General features: G+C 69.5%; 22 protein-coding genes, 1 tRNA gene and 1 pseudogene. 13 read left to right on the top strand and 11 right to left on the bottom strand.

All coding sequences use genetic code 11. From position 1 onward, the window contains the following. Window positions 1-162: 162 nt before the first annotated feature. Window positions 163-1,191, top strand: a complete 1,029-nt coding sequence (locus ACO06I_RS12860) for a 2'-deoxycytidine 5'-triphosphate deaminase (RefSeq protein WP_421932963.1) — start codon at window positions 163-165, stop codon at window positions 1,189-1,191. A 167-nt stretch (window positions 1,192-1,358) separates the two neighbouring features. Here the strand turns inward: ACO06I_RS12860 and ACO06I_RS12855 are convergent, their stop codons facing one another. Beyond that, window positions 1,359-1,958 carry an HD domain-containing protein gene (locus ACO06I_RS12855; protein ID WP_421932962.1) on the bottom strand — a complete coding sequence of 200 codons (600 nt, stop codon included), beginning with the start codon at window positions 1,956-1,958 and terminating at the stop codon, window positions 1,359-1,361. Between the two features lie 137 nt (window positions 1,959-2,095). Between ACO06I_RS12855 and ACO06I_RS12850 the strand changes: the two genes are divergently transcribed. The 6 genes from ACO06I_RS12850 (at window position 2,096) to ACO06I_RS12825 (ending at window position 6,792) form a co-directional block, all read left to right on the top strand. Then, on the top strand, window positions 2,096-2,302 hold the full coding sequence (locus tag ACO06I_RS12850) for a hypothetical protein (protein WP_421932961.1): 207 nt from the start codon (window positions 2,096-2,098) through the stop codon (window positions 2,300-2,302). Between the two features lie 66 nt (window positions 2,303-2,368). Further along, window positions 2,369-2,443: transfer RNA gene (locus ACO06I_RS12845), tRNA-Gly, on the top strand. Window positions 2,444-2,569: 126 nt separating this feature from the next. Beyond that, window positions 2,570-3,853, top strand: a complete 1,284-nt coding sequence (locus ACO06I_RS12840) for a cytochrome P450 (RefSeq protein ID WP_421932960.1) — start codon at window positions 2,570-2,572, stop codon at window positions 3,851-3,853. 49 nt (window positions 3,854-3,902) lie between these two features. After that, on the top strand, window positions 3,903-4,472 hold the full coding sequence (locus ACO06I_RS12835; protein WP_421932959.1) for a TetR/AcrR family transcriptional regulator: 570 nt from the start codon (window positions 3,903-3,905) through the stop codon (window positions 4,470-4,472). A 93-nt stretch (window positions 4,473-4,565) separates the two neighbouring features. Next, window positions 4,566-5,447, top strand: a complete 882-nt coding sequence (locus ACO06I_RS12830) for a class I SAM-dependent methyltransferase (protein WP_421932958.1) — start codon at window positions 4,566-4,568, stop codon at window positions 5,445-5,447. A 1-nt stretch (window position 5,448) separates the two neighbouring features. Continuing rightward, window positions 5,449-6,792, top strand: a complete 1,344-nt coding sequence (locus tag ACO06I_RS12825) for an MBL fold metallo-hydrolase (RefSeq protein ID WP_421932957.1) — start codon at window positions 5,449-5,451, stop codon at window positions 6,790-6,792. Here ACO06I_RS12825 and ACO06I_RS12820 read toward each other — a convergent pair. Continuing rightward, window positions 6,789-7,232 carry a MarR family winged helix-turn-helix transcriptional regulator gene (locus ACO06I_RS12820; protein ID WP_421932956.1) on the bottom strand — a complete coding sequence of 148 codons (444 nt, stop codon included), beginning with the start codon at window positions 7,230-7,232 and terminating at the stop codon, window positions 6,789-6,791. The genes ACO06I_RS12825 and ACO06I_RS12820 overlap by 4 nt on opposite strands. Window positions 7,233-7,515: 283 nt before the next feature. Here ACO06I_RS12820 and ACO06I_RS12815 point away from each other — a divergent pair. Beyond that, window positions 7,516-7,728: pseudogene (locus ACO06I_RS12815) on the top strand (VOC family protein); the annotation flags it as partial. Here ACO06I_RS12815 and ACO06I_RS12810 read toward each other — a convergent pair. Beyond that, window positions 7,654-7,944, bottom strand: a complete 291-nt coding sequence (locus ACO06I_RS12810; protein ID WP_421932955.1) for a DUF6356 family protein — start codon at window positions 7,942-7,944, stop codon at window positions 7,654-7,656. The pseudogene ACO06I_RS12815 and the gene ACO06I_RS12810 overlap by 75 nt on opposite strands. 62 nt (window positions 7,945-8,006) lie before the next feature. Between ACO06I_RS12810 and ACO06I_RS12805 the strand changes: the two genes are divergently transcribed. Together ACO06I_RS12805 and rsgA are read left to right on the top strand one after the other, a co-directional pair. Next, window positions 8,007-8,468 (top strand): Lrp/AsnC family transcriptional regulator, encoded by a 462-nt coding sequence (locus ACO06I_RS12805; RefSeq protein WP_421932954.1) that lies wholly within the window; start codon window positions 8,007-8,009, stop codon window positions 8,466-8,468. A gap of 305 nt (window positions 8,469-8,773) precedes the next feature. After that, window positions 8,774-9,847: a ribosome small subunit-dependent GTPase A gene (rsgA, locus tag ACO06I_RS12800; RefSeq protein WP_421932953.1), complete on the top strand. Its 1,074-nt coding sequence runs from the start codon at window positions 8,774-8,776 to the stop codon at window positions 9,845-9,847. Here rsgA and ACO06I_RS12795 read toward each other — a convergent pair. Then, window positions 9,844-10,236: a putative quinol monooxygenase gene (locus tag ACO06I_RS12795; RefSeq protein WP_421932952.1), complete on the bottom strand. Its 393-nt coding sequence runs from the start codon at window positions 10,234-10,236 to the stop codon at window positions 9,844-9,846. The two genes, rsgA and ACO06I_RS12795, sit on opposite strands and share 4 nt — an antisense overlap. A 203-nt stretch (window positions 10,237-10,439) precedes the next feature. Here ACO06I_RS12795 and ACO06I_RS12790 point away from each other — a divergent pair, with 203 nt between their 5' ends. After that, window positions 10,440-11,042, top strand: a complete 603-nt coding sequence (locus ACO06I_RS12790) for a sensor histidine kinase (RefSeq protein WP_421932951.1) — start codon at window positions 10,440-10,442, stop codon at window positions 11,040-11,042. 17 nt (window positions 11,043-11,059) lie between these two features. Here ACO06I_RS12790 and ACO06I_RS12785 read toward each other — a convergent pair whose 3' ends face one another. From ACO06I_RS12785 to ACO06I_RS12775, 3 genes are all read right to left on the bottom strand, one after another. After that, entirely contained in the window at window positions 11,060-11,761 is a 702-nt protein-coding gene (locus tag ACO06I_RS12785; protein WP_421932950.1) for a Crp/Fnr family transcriptional regulator, read from the bottom strand. 358 nt (window positions 11,762-12,119) lie between these two features. After that, window positions 12,120-12,617, bottom strand: a complete 498-nt coding sequence (locus ACO06I_RS12780; protein ID WP_421932949.1) for a pyridoxamine 5'-phosphate oxidase family protein — start codon at window positions 12,615-12,617, stop codon at window positions 12,120-12,122. Between the two features lie 93 nt (window positions 12,618-12,710). Next, complete coding sequence (locus ACO06I_RS12775; protein WP_421932948.1) at window positions 12,711-13,250, bottom strand: AAA family ATPase; 540 nt, start codon at window positions 13,248-13,250, stop codon at window positions 12,711-12,713. A gap of 94 nt (window positions 13,251-13,344) precedes the next feature. Between ACO06I_RS12775 and ACO06I_RS12770 the strand changes: the two genes are divergently transcribed. Next, window positions 13,345-14,607, top strand: a complete 1,263-nt coding sequence (locus ACO06I_RS12770; RefSeq protein WP_421932947.1) for a cytochrome P450 — start codon at window positions 13,345-13,347, stop codon at window positions 14,605-14,607. A 121-nt stretch (window positions 14,608-14,728) separates the two neighbouring features. Then, a complete protein-coding gene (locus tag ACO06I_RS12765; protein WP_421932946.1) occupies window positions 14,729-15,127 on the top strand; it encodes a response regulator in 399 nt (132 codons plus the stop codon). Here the strand turns inward: ACO06I_RS12765 and ACO06I_RS12760 are convergent. The 4 genes from ACO06I_RS12760 to ACO06I_RS12745 all read right to left on the bottom strand — a co-directional run bounded on the left by ACO06I_RS12760 (window position 15,124) and on the right by ACO06I_RS12745 (window position 16,780). Further along, window positions 15,124-15,258: a hypothetical protein gene (locus ACO06I_RS12760; RefSeq protein ID WP_304829386.1), complete on the bottom strand. Its 135-nt coding sequence runs from the start codon at window positions 15,256-15,258 to the stop codon at window positions 15,124-15,126. The genes ACO06I_RS12765 and ACO06I_RS12760 overlap by 4 nt on opposite strands. 86 nt (window positions 15,259-15,344) lie before the next feature. Further along, window positions 15,345-16,226 (bottom strand): PhzF family phenazine biosynthesis protein, encoded by an 882-nt coding sequence (locus ACO06I_RS12755; protein WP_421932945.1) that lies wholly within the window; start codon window positions 16,224-16,226, stop codon window positions 15,345-15,347. 39 nt (window positions 16,227-16,265) lie between these two features. Next, on the bottom strand, window positions 16,266-16,643 hold the full coding sequence (locus tag ACO06I_RS12750) for a GFA family protein (RefSeq protein WP_421932944.1): 378 nt from the start codon (window positions 16,641-16,643) through the stop codon (window positions 16,266-16,268). A gap of 11 nt (window positions 16,644-16,654) precedes the next feature. Then, on the bottom strand, window positions 16,655-16,780 hold the full coding sequence (locus ACO06I_RS12745) for a hypothetical protein (RefSeq protein WP_421932943.1): 126 nt from the start codon (window positions 16,778-16,780) through the stop codon (window positions 16,655-16,657). Window positions 16,781-16,878 lie beyond the last annotated feature (98 nt).

Below are 16,878 nucleotides of genomic sequence, written 5' to 3'. Positions count from 1 at the left end.
CCGTCTCTTCCGGCGCTCAGATCCACCTCCCCCAGCGCGCGGCGCGGTTCGGGGGAGGTGGTGCGCGCGGCAGCGCGTGACGGAGGGGGCCAGGGCCGCGCCGCCGCCCCCGCCACCACGCCGCACTTGCCAACCCCGCCCCGCACGGCGAGTGTCCCGGCGATGACCGACGCGACGCGCGCGGGGATTCTCCCCTGCCAATCCATCGACGACCTGATCGCCCAGGGCGCCATCCTCTCGGCGACCGCCTTCGATTTCGACCAGGTGCAGCCCGCCAGCCTCGACCTGCGCCTGGCCGCCCGCTGCTGGCGGGTCCGCGCCAGCTTCCTGCCCCGCCTGGGCCGCACGGTGGCGAGCCGGATCGCCGACGTGGCCATGCACGAGCTGGACCTGTCCCGCGGGGCGGTGCTGGAGAAGGGCTGCGTCTATATCGCCGAGCTGCAGGAGCGCCTGCATCTGCCGCCGGGGATCTCGGCCCGGGCCAATCCCAAGAGCTCGACGGGCCGGGTCGACGTCTTCGTGCGGCTGCTGTCGGACAACCAGCCGGCCTTCGACGATGTGATCGAGGCCTATGACGGGCCGATGTACATCGAGATCGCGCCCCAGACCTTCTCGATCCTGGTGCGCACCGGCACCCGGCTGAACCAGCTGCGCCTCAAGCGCGGCGCGCCGCCCAAGCTGTCGACCCGCAGCGTCGGCGTCGACCTGTCGGACGGGGTGGCGGGGTTCCGCGCCCGCCGGCACGCCGGCGTCATCGACATGGACCATGTCGACGGCCACGACCCGCGCAACTTCTGGGAGCCGCTCACGCCCCAGCGCGGCGAACTGCTGCTGGATCCGGGCGAGTTCTACATCCTGGCCTCCAAGGAGGCGATCGAGATCCCGGTGCTGGAAGCCGCCGAGATGACCCCCATCGACCCCTCGGTGGGCGAGTTCCGCGTCCACTATGCCGGCTTCTTCGACCCCGGCTTCGGCACCGAGGAGGCGCAGGGCGTGGGCTCAAAAGGCGTGCTGGAGGTCCGCAGCCACGAGACCCCCTTCCTGCTGGAGGACGGCCAGACCGTCGCCCGCCTGGTCTATGAGCCCCTGACGGCGCGCCCCTCCCGCCTCTACGGCGCGATGGGCGGCCACTACCAGCGCCAGGGCCTGAAGCTGTCCAAGCACTTCCAGCTGTGGGGAACGGGGTTCTAGCGGGCGCAGATGCTCCCCCTCTGGGGGAGCTGTCAGCCGTAGGCTGACTGAGGGGGACTTTGACCCTTGTTGGCGGGCGCCCCGCCAGCCGCCCCCTCCGTCACGCGCCTGCCGACGCGCGCCACCTCCCCCAAACCGCGCTGACGCGCTGGGGGAGGATCTGGACCCTACTCCGCCTCGACCGTCTCGCGCTTGTAGATCGAGCGCTTCGGCGCGGCGAGGACCTTGCGCAGCATGGGCTCGAAGGCCTCCAGCGGCATGGACTCGTAGTTGGGGTCGAAGCTGTTCTGGTCGTAGAGGTGGCAGAACTGAGCGGTGTACTCGAACCACTCGTGGCCGCGGTACTGCTCGCGCATGTCGCGGTCCAGGCCCAGGTGGTGGAAGAAGTAGTAGCCCTGGAAGATGCCGTGCTTGTCCATCATCCAGTAGTTCTGCTCGCTCACGTAGGGCTTCATGATCATGGCCCCCATCTCGGCGTGGTTGGAGGGGGAGAGCAGGTCGCCGATGTCGTGCATCAGGGCGCAGACGACATATTCCTCGTCGCGGCCGGCCTTGAAGGCCCGGGTGGCGGTCTGCAGGCTGTGCTCCAGCCGGTCCACCGGATAGCCGCCGGTGTCCTCCTTGAGCATCCGCAGATGGGCCAGCATGCGGTCGGGGAGTTCGCGGGTGAAGGGCCCGTTGCCGCGGACGATGGCCATCCAGTCCTCCTGGGTGCCCTCGGTCATGGCGTGGAACTTCGCCTGCTGCAGCATCTCGCCGTCGGCCATGGTCGTCTCCCGTCGATCTCTTGTGGACGCATCGTGCGGCGAGGCGCCGCGGAGGTCAATCGCGCCCACTTGTCGGCGTTAACCATGTATAAGCTCGACTCGTCGTTCCTGATCCCGAGGGATGCAGGATCACGGCCATGCCCGATGCGACCTACATAGCTTTCGTGCCCACCGCCAAGCGCGACCGATTGCGGCAGATTCTCCAGACCGAGGACACCGGCCCGCTGGCCTGGCGCGAGCAGAAGAGCCTGTTCGGCAGCGAGTTCTACTTCTCCGGCCCGCCCGGCCTGGCGCGCAAGGCCCAGGCCTATGTGGCGCAGTGGGTGATCAACGGCGTCGGCTAGCCCTTGAGCAAGCCCTAGAGACCCGCTAGAGAACCCCCACTGCAAGCCTTGCCCCGCAAGGCCTTCGCGGGCGTAGCTCAGGGGTAGAGCGTCAGCTTCCCAAGCTGAATGTCGTGGGTTCGAATCCCATCGCCCGCTCCAATCTTTCCGCCATCCCCATTCCGGTCCTGACGTCGACGTCAGAGCAAACCCTTGTCGAACCATGTTCGGAAGGTCTCGATAGCCCCAACTGCGCGTGAAAAACGCCTCGCCGGGTAGGAGACATCGATGGCTGACGGAACCGTGGACATCCTGAAGGACAAGCGCGCCGCCGCCCGCAAGGCCGCCTACGAGACCCCCATCGAGGAGCTGCACCCGGCGCGCGCCTCGCTGTTCCGCGACGACGCCATGTGGCCGACCTTCGAGCGGCTGAGGGCGGAAGACCCGGTCCACTACACCCCCGACAGCAACTACGGGGCCTACTGGTCGATCACCAAGTACAACGACATCCTGGCGGTGGACTCCAACCACCAGGTGTTCTCCTCGGCCAAGGGCATCACGCTCACCCCCAAGGCCGCCCAGGGGTTCCGCGACCCCAACAACACCGCCACCAACTTCATCGCCATGGACCCGCCGCGCCACGACGTGCAGCGCAAGACGGTCAGCCCGGCGGTCTCGCCGCACGCGCTCTCCATCATGGCCCCGCTGATCCGCGAGCGGGCCGGCCTGATCCTGGACTCCCTGCCGATCGGCGAGGACTTCGACTGGGTGGACCTGGTCTCCAAAGAACTCACCACCATGACGCTGGCGACCCTGTTCGACTTCCCCTTCGAGGAGCGGCGCAAGCTCACCCGCTGGTCGGACGTCATGACCACGGCGCCGGGCTTCGGGCCGGCGGCGGATCTCATGGAGATGCGGGCGATGATGGCCGAGTGCTTCGGCTACTTCACCGAGCTGTGGAACCAGAGGGTCAACGCCGAGCCGGCCGGGGACCTGATCTCCATGCTGGCCCACGGCGCGGACACCCGCAACATGACCCAGCAGGAGTTCCACGCCAACGTGGCCCTGCTGATCATCGGCGGCAACGACACCACCCGCAACACCATCTCCGGCTCGGTCCTGGCCCTCAACCAGAACCCCGACCAGTACGCCAAGCTGCGGGCCGACCCGTCCCTGATCCCGTCGATGGTGTCGGAGACCATCCGCTGGCAGACCCCGCTGGCCCACATGGCGCGCACCGCCACCCAGGACTTCGAACTGGGGGGCAAGACCATCAAGGAGGGCGACAAGGTGGCCATGTGGTACGTCTCGGGCAACCGCGACGACACGGTCATCGAGAACCCCAATTCCTACATCATCGACCGGGCCCGGCCGCGCCAGCACATGTCCTTCGGCTTCGGCATCCACCGCTGCGTGGGCAACCGCCTGGCCGAGCTGCAGCTCACCATCATCTGGGAGGAGATCCTCAAGCGCTTCCCGGACATCAAGCTGTTGGAGGAGCCCAAGCGGTCCTTCTCGATCTTCGTGAAGGGCTACGAGGAGATGAAGGTGGTGCTTCCGTCCAAGCTCTAGGCTGGCCCTGGGCGGCCTCCACGCCCATTGTCGCTCCATGAAGCATGACATGGCCAGCCCGGGCACGCTGCGCCGGCGCGCCCTGGACGCCGCCCGCGCCCTGCTGGAGGAGAGCGGGGCCGAGGGGGTGCAACTGCGCGCCATCGCCGCCCGGATCGGCAGCGGGGTGGCCACCCTCTATCACCACTTCGACGACAAGGACGCCCTGCTGGCGGCGCTCGCCATCGAGGGCTGGGGCGAGCTGGCCCGCAAGATCGAGGACGCCATGGCGTCGGACCGGTTCGCCCGCCGCATCGACGGCGCGTCGGCGGCCTTCCTCAGCTTCATCCGCCGCCATCCCCAGCTCTACGCCCTGATGCAGACCGAGCAGGCCCTGGCCGCCAACCGGGAGGTCCGCGCCGCCGAGCAGCAGGCCTTCGCCAGCTTCCAGACCGCCTTCCGCGGCGACGAGCGCGTCCCGCCCGAGCGGGTGGAGGAGATCGCCCTGGTGATCTGGGTGCTGGGCCGCGGCATCGCCTCGGCGGTGCTGATGCAGGGGGAGGGGGAGGCGGCCGACGCCCTGGTGGCCCGCGTGATCTCGGGCTTCGGCTTCCTGCTGTCGCGGCGCTTCGCCGGCTAGGGCCCCGCCCCGCGGCGCCGGCGGTTTATGGTTAAGCGACTGTTAACCACGCCTTGCCACCCTGGGTCGGTCAGCTTCTGAAGGATCACCGGCGTGACCGACCTCGCGATTCAGCCCGAGGGGTGGCGGCGCGTCACGCCGACCCCCAGCTCCGAGGAGCTGAAGGCCTTCTACGCCCAGGAATATTTCCAGCAGTCGCACGGCACCTATGCGCCGGCCTATACCGACACCGAGCTGGCCCACCGCGAGCTGCTGGCGCGCCAGATGCTGGCGGCGATCGCGCAGGCGCGGGCCGGCGCGGCCCCCGGCGCCCTGCTGGAGATCGGCTGCGGCGAGGGCTGGCTGATGGCCGCCGCCCAGGCCGAGGGCTACGACGTCCACGGCCTCGACTTCTCCCGCGACGGCCTGGCGCGGTTCAATCCGCAACTGCTGGACCGCGCCGAGTTCGGCGACGCCTTCGAGAGCCTGGACCGGCTGATCGACGCCGGCCGCCGGGTCGATGTCTGCGTCATGGAGCACGTGCTGGAACACGTGGTGGACGCCGAGGCCCTGCTGGTGCGCCTGCCGCGGCTGCTGAATCCGGGCGGGGTGGTGGCGATCACCGTGCCCAACGACTACAGCCCCCTGCAGCTGGCCGCGCGGGAGGCCGGGGTCATCGACCGGGACTTCTGGCTCGCCCCGCCCCAGCACCTGAACTACTTCAACGCCGCCAACCTGCCGCCGCTGCTGGACCGGCTCGGCTTCGATCTGCGGGTCGGCTACGCCACCTTCCCCATCGACTGGTACCTGATGCACCCCGGCTCGAACTACATCGCCGATCCCACGGCGGGGAAGGGCGCGCACCGGGCCCGCATGGCCATCGACCTGATCCTGGCCCGGGAGGGCATGGCCGCCTATCTCAACCTGGCCAAGGCCCTGTTCGCCTGCAACGCCGGCCGCAGCGTGACGGTCATCGCCCAGCCGCGGGCCGCCTGACATGCAGATCCGCTATGTCGCCAACGCCTGCTTCCTGATCACGCTGTCGACCGGCGAGCGCCTGCTGACCGACCCCTGGTTCGACGGCCCCTGCCAGCAGACCTGGTGGAACTTCCCGCCGGTTCCCGACGCCCTGAAGGCCGAGATCTGGGCCTGCCGCCCCGACGCCATCTATATCAGCCACCTGCACCACGATCATCTGCATCCCCAGACCCTGGCGCCCTTCGACCGGGCCACCCCCATCGTCATCGGCAAGCTGAACACGCCGAACCTGCGCAACGGCCTGCGCGCCCTGGGCTTCTCCCACATCACCGAATACCCCTTCGAGACCCGCGCGCCCCTGGGCGGCAAGGGGGCGAGCTTCGTGCTGTTCAAGGATTTCCACGGCAACACGGTCGGCGATGCGACCCAGGTCGACTACGACCTGGACACCTCGATCTACCTCTGGGACGCCGACGGGACCGCCCTGTTCAACGCCGTCGACAACACCATCCTGCCCCCCGACGCCGCGCGGATCGCCGAGACCTACGGGCGGCCGGACGTGGCCATCCTGCCCTACGCCTCGGCCTCGCTCTATCCGATGGCCATGGGCGACTATGACGACGCGGCCAAGGCCGCGGCCACCGCCGCCCTGCGCCGCCGCACCCGGGGCAATTTCCGCGAGGTGTTCAAGGCCCTGGCCCCGCGCGCGGTGGTCCCGGCCGGCGGGGAGTATGTGCTGGGCGGACCGGCGGCGGCCCTGTCGCGGTTCCTGCCCCAGCCCCTGGAGAGCGAGCTCGCGCAGGAGCTGGCGGGCCTGGGCCGGGGCGAGGCCCTGGCCAAGCTCTATCCCGGCGATGTGCTCGACAGCGCCGGCATGACCGTGGCCGAGGACGTCCGCGCCTCCTATCGGGGCTTCACCGACGCCGATCGAGCCGGTTACGCCCTGACCCTGGCCGACCGCGCTCCCAGCTTCACCCAGACGCAGCTGCCGCCCGACCTGGCCTTCGACTGGAACCGGGCCCTGCGCAAATGCGCCGCCAACTACGCCGCCCGCTGCGCGAAGATGGGCCTGGAGCTGAACGCCGACATCTATCTGGACGCGCGCCGGCCCGACGGCTCTCGGGCCCTGCTGTTCCGCTTCGCCACCGATTCCGAGGCCTGCGGCCTGCTCGACACGGTGGAGGAAAGCGATCGCGCCCGCCTGATCTACGAACTGGATGAACGGCTGCTGTTCAACCTGATCACCGCCCTGCTGTCCTGGAACGCCATGGAGGCCAGCGCCCTGATGACCCTGCGCCGCGCGCCGGACGTCTACATGCACGACGTCCACCGCTCGATCGTGCACTTCAGCCTGTTGAGCTAGCTGCGCGGCGCCAGCCGCGCGCTGGCGTGTGTCAGCACCCGCAGGGCGGCGGCCAGGTCGGCCTCGGGCAGGTCGCCGAAGGCGTGGGCGCGCAGCTCGCGGCTGATCCGGACGCCTTCCTGATGGATCGCCTCGGCGGCAGGGGTGATCTGCAGCATCTTGGCGCGGCGGTCGTTGGCCGCGCGCCGGCGCTGCACTAGGCCCTGGGCCTCCAGCGCCGCGATGATCCGCGCCAGGCTGGGTTCGTCGGCGCCCAGCTTGCGGGCCAGTTCGCGCTGATTGATGCCCTCGGGGGCCTCCGAAATCCGCGACAGGGCCATCCAGCGCAGATTGGTCTGCCCCATGGCCGCCATCTGCTCGTTGAACAGCGCTGTCCAGCGCCGTTGCGCCAGGCCAATGGCCCGGCCAAGGGCTTCATAGGGATCCGGTTCGTCTGACAATTCGAATACCGAGGGTCTCAACTCTTGGGGGCGGCTGCGGTCTTCGCATCGACGTATCGAAAAATGAAGCAAATATTCGCAGGAGCAGGCGCCCGGGGGTTTCGTTGGTTGTTCAGGACAAGAAATCCATATGGTTATGTCTTTCTGAAAACGAGAAGCGTTCGACCTTCTCGGTTAAGTTGAAAATCGATCTGGTCAAATTTGGACACTTGATAAGTTATGCGGTTCGGCTTCACCGCACCGCGCCCGGAGCCGGCGCGGGTTCTTGGGCTGGCCTCTGGCCATGCGGATCGCCCTGACAGGTCTGCTCGTCGCCGACTATGACGCCGCCCTCGGCTTCTACGCCGACGCCCTGGGCTTCGCTTTGATCTCGGACAACCCCGGGGGGGGGCGGCCGCTGGGACCTGATCGAGCCGAGGCCCTAGATCTGCACGAGGGTCTCGTCGTGGCGGGGCAGGCGGCCGCGCAGGGCCATGGTCCCGTGCAGCCGGGCGACGCAGGCGCTGGCGGTCTTTTCGAACAGGAACGGGAAGACCGCGTGGATCAGGCAGGCCATCCCGGCGCCCACCAGGGTCCAGCCGAAGCCGGCCGCGGCGGCCATGTGCTCGCCATAGGTCTCGCTCACCTGGTGGGGGTGTCGGGTGAAGCTCTCGATCATGGCGCGCCCCTTGTCTGCTGAGGACAGGATGCGTCGGCGGGCGGAGAGGATCATTGTCGATTTCGCCGCCAAGTCGCGCTAGGAGAGAAGATTATTCTCCTTTGACGGCGATTCGAATGGACAATCTTCTCGATCCCATCGACCGGCGCATACTGCGGGAGCTGCAGACCGACGCCACCATCGCCATCGCCGACCTGGCCGAGCGGGTGGGCCTGTCCCAGACCCCCTGCTGGAAACGGGTCAAGCGCCTGACCGACTCCGGCGTCATCGAGCGGCGCGTGGCCCTGCTGGACCGCGAGAAGCTGGACCTCGGACTGGTGGTCTTCGTCTCGGTCCGCACCGCCCGCCACGACGAGGCCTGGCTCGCCGCCTTCGCCAAGGGCGCCTCGGCCCTGCCCGAGGTGGTGGAGTTCTACCGGATGAGCGGCGAGACCGACTATCTGCTCAAGGTGGTGGTGCGCGACATCGGCGCCTATGACCGCTTCTACAAGCGCCTGATCGCCACCGCCGAGCTGGGGGACGTCTCCTCCTCCTTCGCCATGGAGCAGATCAAGTTCACCACCGCCCTGCCGCTGTGATCTGGGCCGTCATCCCGGCCGCAGCGAAGCGGAGAGCCGGGACCCAGGAGCGGCGGGCTGGGCCCCTGATCCCGGATCGGCCCGTCGGCCGTCCGGGAAGACGGTGTGGTTCGCCTCTGGCTTGACCCGGCCAACCCCCGCGCCTAGCCTGACCCTATCGACCACGCGCCCGGAAAGGAGGGTTTCGAAGATGACTGTGCTCCTCCAGACCCACCTCCGCCGCGCCGCCGACCGGGTATTCTGATACCTTAGACTCTCCGTCGGCCGGGCGCTCGAACGCGACCCTCGATCGACGGATCATTCCATTGCTCAAGACCTATGGTTGGAGCGACACGCTCCAGACCCACTTCCAACCCTTCGCGGTGCGCGGGCTGACGCCCGGCCGCGTCACCGTCCAGCAGCGCGGCCTCTACCGCCTGGCCACCCCCGACGGCGACCTCTCCGCCGAGCTTTCCGGCCGCCTGGCCCACGAGGCCGGCGAGGGGGGCTATCCCGTGGCCGGGGACTGGGTGGCCTGCGCCACGCGTCCGGAGGAGGGGGCCGCCACCATCCACGCCGTCCTGCCGCGCTCCAGCGTCTTCGTGCGCAAGGCGTCGGGCCCCAATGTCGCGCCCCAGACGGTGGCGGCCAATGTCGATATCGCCCTGCTGACCGCCTCCCTCAACGCCGACCTCAGCCTGCGTCGACTGGAGCGCTACCTCGCCGTGGCCTGGGAGAGCGGCGCCCAGCCCGTCGTCGTGCTCACCAAGGCCGACGCCTGCGACGACGTCGAGGCCCTGGTGGCGCAGGTGGAGTCCATCGCCATCGGCTGCCCGGTCCACGCCGTCTCGGCGGTGACGGGTCAGGGGCTCGAGGCGCTGGCCGCCCTGCTGGGCCCGGGCCAGACCGCCGTCCTGCTGGGCTCGTCGGGGGTGGGCAAGTCCACCCTGGTCAACGCCCTGGCCGGCCAGGCCCTGATGGCCACGCAGGAGATCATCGAGGAGGGTGCGCGGGGCCGTCACACCACCACCCACCGGGAGCTGATCCTGCTGCCCTCGGGGGGCCTGGTGCTGGACACGCCGGGCATGCGCGAGCTGGGGCTGTGGGACAGCGAGGCCGGGGTCGCCGCCACCTTCGGCGACATCGAGGCCCTGGCGGCCCGCTGCCGCTTCGGCGACTGCGCCCACCGCACCGAGCCCGGCTGCGCGGTGCGGGCGGCTCTGGAGGACGGCAGCCTGGATCCCGGCCGCTGGAAGAGCTTCTCCAAGCTGCAGCGGGAACTGGCCCACCTGGAGGCCAAGGACGACCCCCTGGTCCGCGCCGAGGTCCGCAAGGTCTGGATCGCCCGCCACAAGGCCGGCCGCGCCCAGATGAAGCATCGATGGAAGGAGAGGGACTAGGCCTTGGCCAGGCCGTGGCCGCCCACCGGGGTGGTCACGGTCCCCGGCGCCATGCCCGCCAGGATCGGGCGGGCCTTGGCGATGGCCTCGCGCACGGAGGGCAGGGCCAGCGAGGCCTGGTGGCTGGCCTGGCTGTCCCAGACCTCGGTGATCCAGATGGCCTCGGGGTCGGCCGGGTCCTGGGCCACCACATAGCTCAGGCAGCCGGGCATGCCGGAGATCCCGTCCAGCAGGATCGCGATCAGGGCGTCCCTCTGGCCCGGCCTGGCGGTCATCTTGCCGATCAGTCCGTACATGGGCGGGACTCCATTGGCGGCGGCCAGGACGGGGGCGCCCAGGGTGGCGGTGGCCGCGACGCCGGCCAGCAGGGTGCGTCTTTGCCGATTCATGGGCCGATCCTAACCCGGAACCGGCGCGGTGGTCCGCTCCCAGGTGATGACGGCGCCAGCGGCCTGCGCGACTTTTCGCCTCTGAGGATTGGTTTTGTGCAGCCGCATCCGAATTCCTGCGATATCTGTCGCCGGTCCGACGGACGGGGACGTTTCGCCACGTTCTACTTCAGATCATATTCACCGCGTGGGGCCGCGGCTGCATGAGCGACGAAACCAATGATCGTGACGGGCGGGCCGCCTCGGAGCTGCGGCATCGGATGGCCAACACGTTCCAGCTGATGTCGGCGCTCGGCCGCATGCGCAGCCAGCGGGCCGCCGAGCCGGAGGCGCGCCGTCAGCTCCTCTGGATGGCCGACGCCATCGGCACCCTGGGCGCCCTGGAACGCCACCGCACCCCCGACGGCGTCGACTTCACGGCCTACCTCGCCGAGATGGCGCCGGTCTGGCGCCGCCGCCACGCCTCGCGCAAGGCCGAGGTGCGGGTCTCGGCCATTCCGCTCTTCACCCCCGACACGGCGGCCTCCACCCTGGCCCTGATCGCCCAGGAGCTGGTGGGCAACGCCCTGTCCCACGGCTATCCCGACGACCGGCCGGGCATGGTCGAGCTCACCCTGCTGAAGGCCGAGGACGGCCGCTACGAATTGACGGTGACCGACGACGGCTGCGGCTTCGATCCCGCGTCGCCCGCGGCCCGCGAACGCTTCGGCCTGTGGTTCATCCGCAGCCTGGCCGCCCAGGTGCGCGGCGAGTTCTCGCTGACGTCCCAGCCCAGCGTCACCGCCCGGCTGACCTTCCCGCTCTAGAGCGCGCCCAAGAGGCTCTAGACCTCGCCCACCGGCGCCGGCAGCAGCCGCTCATAGGTGCGGCGGACCACGCCGTAGCATTCGCAGGCCATGGACTCGAGCCCCGCCCGGTCCAGGATGTCCACCACCCCGCGCCGATAGCGGATGTAGCCGCGGGCCTGCAGGGTCCGCGCCACGGCGGTGACGGTGGTGCGCTGCACCCCCAGCATGTCGGCCAGGAACTCCTGGGTCAGGGCCACGGTGTCGGTGGAGATCCGGTCGCGGCAGGTCAGCAGCCAGCGGCAGAACCGCGCCTCCACCGAGTGGAGGGCGTTGCAGGCCACCGACTGGGCGGCGTGGCCGAACAGGGCCTCGGCGTGGTTGTCCACCAGGGCGCGGACGCGGGGGCTGCGCTCCCAGGCCTCGTGCAGTTGGGTGGCGCTGATCCGCGCTGCGCGGCAGGGGGTCTGGACGATGGCCCGGGACAGGGACTGGCGCGGCGCCACGGCGGCGGTCAGGCCCAGCGCGCCCTCCCGGCCGATGGTGGCGCTCTCGATGGCCGCGCCGCTCTCCATCAGGGTCAGCAGCGAGATCACCCCGTCATGGGGGAAGTAGACGGTGTCGATGAGGTCCCCGGGATCGTAGAGCAGTCGCCCCCGCTCCAGGTCCAGATGGGTCAGGTGCGGGCCCACCAGGCCATAGTCGGCCGGCGTCAGGGCGGCGAGCAGACGGTTTTGCAAGGAACGCAGAAGCCTTTGCATCGGGGAATCGAACGTCGCCGGACGGCGGAGGTTGCAGGTTATCGAGGCCGCAGGGCGCAGACTGTCGAGAACGCGACACAATTCCGAAATGCAGTTAGTAAAACCAAGGCATAGATTGGGGTCGCGTAATGCTCACTCCGCTTTGAATAATTCGGGGCCTCGCCGCCGATTGTATTGACGGTCAGGTATTGATTTCCGAGACTCTCTGGCAAGATCACCCTGCCCTTGCTCTTCGCCCTGGCCGTTCATCTCTATCCGCGCAGTAGGTCATGGCCAAAAGAACGCCCCGCCGCGGGCCACGGCGGGGCGAACGCTTCCTCGGGGTTCGGCTGACCCCTTAGTGGAAGTTCAGATTGGCGCTGCCGCCCACGTCGGGGGTCGTGTGGGTGGCGTTGGCCTTGGCGATCTCCCAGGCGAACTTGGCCGGCCCGCCCTGGCTCATCCAGACCTGGGCGTTGTCGCAGTCCAGGCAGAGCAGGGTCAGGTGGGGGTCGTCCTTGCCGTCCGGGTACCAGGCGGCCACGACGGCGTTCCAGTACTTGGCGATCCGGTCGGGGTCATGCTGCAGGGTCAGTTCCCCGGCGATGCAGGCCTGGAAGTCCTTCTGCTGGTGCACGAACATGGCGGGCTTGCCCTCGCCGATCTCGCGGGCCAGGTCGGTGTCGGTGCGGGTGAAGAACCAGATCTGGTTGGTCTTCGGCTCCACGAAGGCGGTCATCGGCTGGGTATGGTGGGCCGCGGCGCCGGTGATCCCCAGCATGCCGGTGTTGTGCTTCTCGATCTCGTCCCACAGCCGGCGTTCGACGTCGGCGCGGTTGGTCATATCGGTGCTCATGGGGAGGCTCCTCGGTTGCGGGGGTTGCTGAATCAACCCCAGGGCCGGCCGGCGGTTCCGACGGCTAGCCGACGCTTCGCCCGTTTCGGTCCTTTAGCCCGCCAAGCGGAACCGCCCCGCCTCGATCCCCTCGCGCACCCGCTCGGCCAGGGCCGGCGGGGTCAGCCGGCCGCTGTCCAGGCGGTGGCGGACGTCCTCGGCCGCGAACTGATCGTAGAGCGCCGCATAGGGCGCGTAGTCGGCCACCGGGTCGTCGGTCCGGTCCCGCGCGCGGGCCGCCGCCGTCGCCCGGTCGGGGATCAGGACCACGAAGTCCAGGACCAGCTCCGCCGCCCGCGCGGCCTCGACGAAGGCCTGCTTGACCCAGTCGGTGACGATGCCGTCGGCCACCACCTCGTAGCCGCCCTTCGCATAGGTCGCCGCCGCCCCGACCATGGCCGCCACCACCACCAGGTTCTGCGGGTGGGACTCCGGCGTCCAGGGGGCCAGCCAGCCCTTCTTGATGGCCCTGTAGAAGTCGTCGGTGTGCAGGTGGACGGCCAGCGGCCCCGGCGCATTGGCGCAGAGCAGGGGCGCCGCCGTGGTCTTGCCCGCCCCCGGCGGTCCGGTGAGCAGGATGATGCGGCCGGCCATGGGCGCCTCCGACAATGGACAGGGAGCCGGCGATGGTCTCTGATCCGCATAACGACGGTCAAGCTCAGGGCCGCGCAATTCCAGGGAGGCCGCCATGGCCGACGGCGCACGCATCGCTGCGGAGGCCCGCGACAAGGCCTACGCCACCCCGCTGGAGGCCTTCCACGTCGGCGATCCGGAGCTGTTCCGCACCGACACCCACTGGCCCTGGTTCGAGCGCCTGCGGGCGGAGGATCCGGTCCACTACTGCCCCGCCAGCGAGTTTGGTCCCTACTGGTCGGTGACCCGCTTCGAGGACATCGTCGCCGTCGACGGCGACCCCGTCACCTTCTCCTCCAGCTCCGAGCTTGGGGGCATCGCGCTTGGCGACTCCTTCGAGGCCGCCGCCGGCGCCAGCTTCATCAGCCGCGACAGCCCCAGCCACGAGGCCCAGCGCCGGGTGGTGACCCCGATGTTCGCCTCGGCCGCCCTGGCCGCCCTGGAGCCCCTGATCCGCAGCCGCGCCGCCGCCATCCTCGACGAGCTGCCGGTGGGGGAGACCTTCGACTTCGTCGACAGGGTCTCGGTCGAGCTCACCGGCCAGATGCTGGCCACCCTGCTGGACTTCCCCTTCGAGGAGCGCCGCCTGCTGCCGCGCGCCTCGGACCTGCTGCTGGCCGCCCCGATCCTGGGCGGCGGCTCGCCGGCCGGGGAGCCCGCCCGCCAGGCCGAGCTGATGGCCACCTTCACCAAGCTGGTGGCGCTGTGGGGCCAGCGCGCCGCCGAGCCCCCGGCCGACAACCTGATCTCGATGCTGGCCCACGACCCGGCCACCGACGGCGGCGGCGACCCCTACAAATATATCGGCAACCTGGTCTTGCTGATCGTCGCCGGCAGCGACACCACCCGCCACTCCATCACCGGCGGCCTGCTGGCCCTCAACGAGAACCCGGACCAGTACGCCAGGCTGCGGGCCGATCCCGGCCTGATCCCCGGCATGGTGCCCGAGATCATCCGCTACCAGAGCCCGGTGGCCCACATGCGCCGCACCGCCACCGCCGAGGCGGTGATCGGCGGCAAGACCATCGCCAAGGGGGACAAGGTGGCCATGTGGTACGTCTCGGGCAACCGCGACGGTTCGGCCATCGCCGACGCCGACGCCTTCGTCATCGACCGCGAGCGCCCCCGCCACCACGTGGCCTTCGGATTCGGGGTCCACCGCTGCGTCGGGCAACGCCTGGCCGAGATGCAGTTGCGGGTGGTCTGGGAGGAGATGCTCAAGCGCTTCCCGGTCATCGAGGTGGTGGGCGAACCCCGCCGCCTGCGCTCCAACTTCGTGAAGGGCTACGAATACCTGCCGGTCCGCATCCCGGCCTGAATAGTGTTCGAATACTGGCGGAGCTTAACCATGTTTTGTCGGGCATCCGACAAATAATCCACGCGCGATGGATACAAAAGGTCTCTCGGAGGTTGAGTAATCTCCTAGAGGTTAGAAAGTCATGTTCCCGAAGCCCACTACGTTCGTCGACGACGATCCCATCCTGTTCGTAGACGATGACGCGTTGTGCAGCTTGGACACCTGCACCGCCCTGCGAGAGCTTGGCTATAATGTGCTCTGCGCCCACACCGCCCAGGGCGCCCTGGACACCTTGGGGGGCCAGCGGGCCCTGACCGCCCTGGTCACCGACATCGACCTGGGGGAGGGGCCCGACGGATTCGAGGTCGCGCGGACCGCCCGTGAGGCCTATCCGCATCTGGCCGTGGTGTTCATTTCCGGCACGGCGGCGGCCCGCCACGCGGCCGAGGGCGTCTGCCGCTCGGAGTTCATCTCCAAGCCCTACGAGCCGCAGCAGATCGCCGAGGCGCTGGACCGCACGATGAAGCTGGAGGCCGCCTAGTCTTTCGGAGCCTTCTCGGCGGCGGCGGCGGCTTTCTTCTCGGCCTTGGCGGCCGCCTTCTGGGCGTCCTTGGCGGCCTTGGCCTTGTCGCGTTCCATCCGCTCGAAGCTGTAGTTGGGTGTCCGCGCCATGGTGGGCCGCTCTCCTGCAAGTCAGTCGCTTATCTGGCGTATCGCACCCCGCGCCGCAAGCGTGACGGTTCGAAGCATCGCGCGATCTACAGCGTCACCTCGCCCCGGAACATCGGCGCGCAGCCGCCGCCCACCGTGACCCGGACCCCGTCGGGGGTCCGCCGGGCGGTGGCCTTCAGCAGGCTGGGCCGCCCCATCTCCACCCCCTGGCTGATGGTGAAGGCGCCCTCGCCGGCCCCCGACAGCGACACCAGCAGGGCCGCCAGCGTCGCATTGGCGCTGCCGGTCGCCGGATCCTCATAGGTGCCGGCCAGGGGCGCGAACATGCGGGCCCGGATGTCCTGGCCGTCGCGCACATAGATCAGCAGGGAGTAGCGCCCGGCCAGGTCGGGGCGCGCGGCCTCGGCCTTGCGGAAGGCGGCCACGTCGGGCTCCGCGCGGCTCAGCGACTCCGCCGTGACCTCGGCGATGATGAAGGGGACCCCCACCGTGGCCAGGACCGGGGCGTGGGCCGTGGTCAGCACCTCGCCCGCCGCCAGGCCGGCGCAGGCCGCCACCTCCTCGGCCGGAATCTCCGCCCCGGTGGTGAGCGCCTGGGGCGCGGCGATCACCGCCCCGGTGGGCGCGCCGGCGGGGTCGCGGTCGATGTCCACCTTCACCAGGCCGGCGATCATCTCCAGGGTCAGCGCGCCCTCATGCCCCATCGTGGCCAGCACATAGCCGGTGCCGATGCTGGGGTGGCCGGCGAAGGGCATCTCGCCGGTGCGGTGGAAGATCCGCACCCGGGCGGTGTGGGCCGGGTCCTCCGGCGGCAGGATGAAGGTGGTCTCCGACAGGTTCATCTCCCCGGCCAGGGCCAGCATCTGGGCGTCGCTCATGCCCCGGGCGTCGGTGAACACCGCCAGGGGATTGCCGCCGAACGGGCGGTCGGTGAAGACGTCGAGGGTGACGAAGGCGTAGGTCGGCATGGTCGTGTCCCGGTGAAGCTTCACGGCCTTTGCCATGAATTAGCCAGTTGGCAAAGTCCCAAAGATGTAGTGGCCCAGGGTCGCGAAGTCGTGGGCCCCGTCCAGCCGCCTCACCCTCATCCCCTCCAGAACCTCGGGCGGCATCATCCGGGCGTTCACCCCCATGCGCTGGTACTGCGGGTCGAGGGACCGCCAGTGGGTGACGCAGCCGCAGGTCGGACAGTGATGGGTGGTCAGCGTCCTGTCCCCCTGCACGTAGCCGATCGTCTCCCCGGCCAGCCGCACCTGGGCCGGCGGGTAATAGGCCCACAGCCCGCCGACCCTGTGGCAGAGGCTGCAGTTGCAGTCGGTCACCTCGGAGGGCGCCTCGTCGACCTCGAAGGTCACGGCGCCGCAATGGCAGGCGGCCTGGATCATGCGGGACTCCTTCAGTCGGCGGGCAGGACCTCGCTCCAATCTCCCACATGCACCGCGCCGCCTTCAAGGATTCGCGCGGTGATCCCGCCCTGGCCGCGGACTGCGTTGTAGCCGCCGGTCCCCAGGAGCGCCTCCATCCGCGAGCAGGGCGGGATGACCGATTGTTAAGGCGCGCGGCCATTCCCCCGTTCCGGCGCCCCTGGTAACACTGGAGGTAACAAGCCGAGGAAACGCC

Origin of the sequence: Phenylobacterium sp., from assembly GCF_965229015.1 — a bacterium.
Taxonomy (GTDB): Bacteria; Pseudomonadota; Alphaproteobacteria; order Caulobacterales; family Caulobacteraceae; genus Phenylobacterium.
Note: the sequence above shows the minus strand (reverse complement) of the source record. Positions and strands in the feature narration are given on the sequence as shown.